The organism is Bacteroides sp. 1_1_30, assembly GCF_020982715.1.
Taxonomy (GTDB): domain Bacteria; phylum Bacteroidota; class Bacteroidia; order Bacteroidales; family Bacteroidaceae; genus Bacteroides; species Bacteroides xylanisolvens.
This window is the reverse complement of sequence record NZ_JAJKHN010000173.1, coordinates 1-3,221: the sequence shown is the minus strand read 5'-3', so window position 1 is coordinate 3,221 and position 3,221 is coordinate 1. Positions and strand designations below refer to the sequence as shown.

The window sequence follows — 3,221 nt, the reverse complement described above, 5'->3', positions numbered from 1 at the left end:
CCCCTGCGTTAAAGTGTGCCACAACCAGTGCATCCTCTCTCCCGAACGCAGCGTTTCGAACTATGGGAAAGAAAAGGTCTCCACCGAACAGCTTTTCGAGCGCGTGGATGAATGGTTGTCTAACTTCGAAGTGCAGATGAACGAGGACCGGGAACGTATCCGCCGTCTGAAAGCGAAAGTGATTACTCCCGTGGGAATGTACGCCTACATCGGCCTGCTGACCGCCTTGCGCGTATCACATGACAGTTCCGACAAACGCCTCTCTTCCAAGGTGGAAACCTACCCGCTCAACCAGTCCCAAATTTCAATTTTTACCGAGGATCTGCTCAAACTTGCCGAGGAGAAGAAAACACTTACAGCGTGGGACATCTATAACGTGGCAACCGAAATCTACAAACCCGGCCGTACGGACATTCCAGCCATGATTCCCCAGAACGGGGCATTGGCCGAGCTGATGCTCTCGGAAAACCTGCCTGAAGCCTGACCATGACCCGCATCAGAGGACAACTGACAACAGCGGACTACCTTCCCATGGATATGTTCCGAAAATTGCTCGATGCATTGGAAAAAGACGGTGAATACCTGTGGGCGACCTACTGCTGGCTGTCATTCTGTACGGCATTCCGGGCTTCGGACGTACGTACACTGCGATGGAAAGACGTGCTCGGCCGCAACCGGCTGGTAAAGACGGAGAAGAAAACCCGCAAGAGCCGTATGGTGAAGTTCAGCCTGTATGTACAGGAAAAAACGCGGCATCTGTACGGGCTGCAGGGCAGCCCCGATGTGGAAAACCTAATTTTCATGAACCCGCAAACCGGCAACCCGTACTCTCTGGAATACATCAACCGGTTGCTTAAGGTGTTCCGGGTCAGATACCGAATTCCCATACGCGCTTTTTCCACACATACCTTCCGCAAGACCTTCGGGCGCTATGTCTACGAGATGATGGGGCGTTCGGCGGAAGCCCTGATCCTGCTCAACCAGATATTCCGCCATTCCAATCTGGAGACCACACGACGCTACATCGGGTTGGCGCAGGAGGACATCGACAAGGTATTCAATTCCATACGTATCTGACAACAATCTCAAGGATGCCCGGAAACCGGATGGTTGGTTTCCGGGCTATGCTTAATATGACAACATCTAAAAAACAACACTGTAAAAATGGATAAACCGATATATACAGACACCTACTTCCGCATCGAATCCGGTTACGAATGGGGACATGATATGTCAGAGGAAAAGACAGAGGCATTTTTCGCCGAAATCAGACGCCTGTTCTCGCAAAACGGCTTCACAATCGAGGAGCGCAAATACGGCGGTTGTCCGGATGTCGTGCTGGATAAGACACGGCTCTACTGCCACCCGCAAGAACTCTCCGGTCCCGTAAGGAAAGAACTTATCGAACGCATCGAGAAGATTCTGACGCAAGGTACGACATTCCAATACCTGCGTACCGACACCTACGGGGAAATCCTCGACCTGACGGAAGAGGAAGAACTGGCGTATTATCGCGAAGTCCATGCCATGGGCATTGAGGGGATATTCAGCGAAGCCTTCCACACCAGACGCCGAAACTTGTACAAGAGCCGTGAGCAGGTGCAGGAGATACTTGTCGAAAAACTCCGGGTCAAGACGTTCCGTGAGAGTTCCGTCTATTCAAACACCTCCCCGGCGTGGCGCTATATCCGTGAGATCTACGAAAAGATGCTGGCCGAAGGGAAGCTCGTGGAAGGGTACAAGCATATCGGTTCAGGGAAACTGATGCTCTGCCGTACGGCAACCGACAGGGAAATCCTGCCAGACAAAGCAAAGAAATGACGGGAAGGAACCGTTTGCCATACACTCTCCGGCCATCGTCATGCCGGTCAAACACCCTTTTCAGGCGACCGCATGCAAGTAATCCGGCAGATATCAATTTCCAACCAAAACTGCAGGCAGAAAGAAAGCAGCCAGATTATACTTTAATAAAAAACAAGACAATGAGCATACAAATCGGGAAACTGTTGCCGGACGGCAGAGTCCGGCACATCAAGGCGCTCCATGAGACGCTTTCGAAAGACCTTGTGAGGAAACTCCGGGTATTCTATCCTAACGACTGCCGGGTGGATGCCCTGCTTTCGCTGGGCGACATACATGAACTGGAACCGTCACCCTATGGGAAATGGACAGGGGCCGGTGACATTGTCCATTGCTTTTCAAAGACCCGTGACGGACGGGAGACCCGGCAGCAATCCATATCACGCATCGCGGACAACACGGACATTTTCAGCCGCATGGAGAACACGTGCCTCCTGTTCGATAGTGGTAAATGGTATATTATAGACAAGAGCGAACGACGTGAACTGCAGCTTTCCGTTGAAGATACGTCCTCCCATGACAGCATGAAGCCGATAACTGTTTATGTAAATAACCGTGCCAGACTCGAGAAGATCGAAACGCCGCATTGGCAGGAGCTTCAGGAGCTTGCCGAACGGGAATCCCGGATACTCTATGTCTACCGCGGTAGCCGTCTTGTGAGAATCGTACGATCATCCAAACTTAAAAAGAAACTGTATGCTACACAATAACATCGTATCGGCCATAGAATGGTTGCCGGACTACCTGTTCACGGAAGAGATCGTGGAGGCAGCCGTCGAGAGCAAGGAAATAGAGGTGCTGAGCCATATTCCGGGACGCTTCCTCACACCCGAACGTATTGAACGCATCATCGCGGGCAGTACGGACAACTGGCACAGCTTCGAGCTGCGCAATATCCCGGAGGCGTACCGTTCGGGAGCAGTCTGTGATTACGCCACGCGCAAAAAAACGAAGAATATCACGGCCGTTCCCGAAGCAATGGTTACCCGAGAAATGGCAGAAGCGGTCATCCGAAACGGACGCGGGGATTTCGACATTCTCGCCTTCATACCTGAACGCCTTTGGGACGCGCAACTGGCATACCTGGCCTTGCACAGCTATATTTACGACCCGTATTACACGGACAGCAGGACAGACGCCGTCATGAAAACGGGTCTTATCCTCGGATATGTCCCCGTTGAGGTAAAGACTCAAGAGTTCTATTACGGGATGCTCGACGGGATGAAAATATTGAGCACTGTTACCGATGCCGTCGTGCCGTCCCGTTTCAAGACTGCGGCATACTACCGCAAGATGGCGGAACATGACCTCTCGCTTGTTCCCGCCCGGTTCTATTCCTATGAGATTCTCCATGCGGCTGT

At 52.0% G+C, this 3,221-nt stretch carries 4 protein-coding genes and 1 pseudogene; 4 read left to right on the top strand and 1 reads right to left on the bottom strand.

The genetic code is table 11. The features are described from left to right. The 4 genes and pseudogenes from LPH68_RS25775 to LPH68_RS25760 all read left to right on the top strand — a co-directional run. Window positions 1-484 (top strand): annotated as a pseudogene (locus tag LPH68_RS25775) (DUF932 domain-containing protein); the annotation flags it as partial. A 2-nt stretch (window positions 485-486) separates the two neighbouring features. Next, window positions 487-1,077 carry a tyrosine-type recombinase/integrase gene (locus tag LPH68_RS25770; protein WP_195589133.1) on the top strand — a complete coding sequence of 197 codons (591 nt, stop codon included), beginning with the start codon at window positions 487-489 and terminating at the stop codon, window positions 1,075-1,077. 87 nt (window positions 1,078-1,164) lie between these two features. After that, window positions 1,165-1,821 carry a hypothetical protein gene (locus LPH68_RS25765; RefSeq protein ID WP_230297239.1) on the top strand — a complete coding sequence of 219 codons (657 nt, stop codon included), beginning with the start codon at window positions 1,165-1,167 and terminating at the stop codon, window positions 1,819-1,821. A 161-nt stretch (window positions 1,822-1,982) separates the two neighbouring features. Next, the gene (locus LPH68_RS25760; protein ID WP_230297238.1) at window positions 1,983-2,570 is read left to right on the top strand and encodes a hypothetical protein; all 588 of its coding nucleotides are present in this window, start codon (window positions 1,983-1,985) and stop codon (window positions 2,568-2,570) included. Here the strand turns inward: LPH68_RS25760 and LPH68_RS25755 are convergent. Beyond that, window positions 2,560-3,221 (bottom strand): hypothetical protein (locus LPH68_RS25755; RefSeq protein ID WP_230297237.1); only part of this gene is annotated, 662 nt, incomplete at its 5' end. The two genes, LPH68_RS25760 and LPH68_RS25755, sit on opposite strands and share 11 nt — an antisense overlap.

Bases quoted from the DNA above. Each gene is read 5' to 3' on its own strand.
- LPH68_RS25770 (WP_195589133.1), top strand. From the start codon at position 487: ATGACCCGCATCAGAGGACAACTGACAACAGCGGACTACCTTCCCATG.
- LPH68_RS25765 (WP_230297239.1), top strand. From the start codon at position 1,165: ATGGATAAACCGATATATACAGACACCTACTTCCGCATCGAATCCGGT.
- LPH68_RS25760 (WP_230297238.1), top strand. From the start codon at position 1,983: ATGAGCATACAAATCGGGAAACTGTTGCCGGACGGCAGAGTCCGGCAC.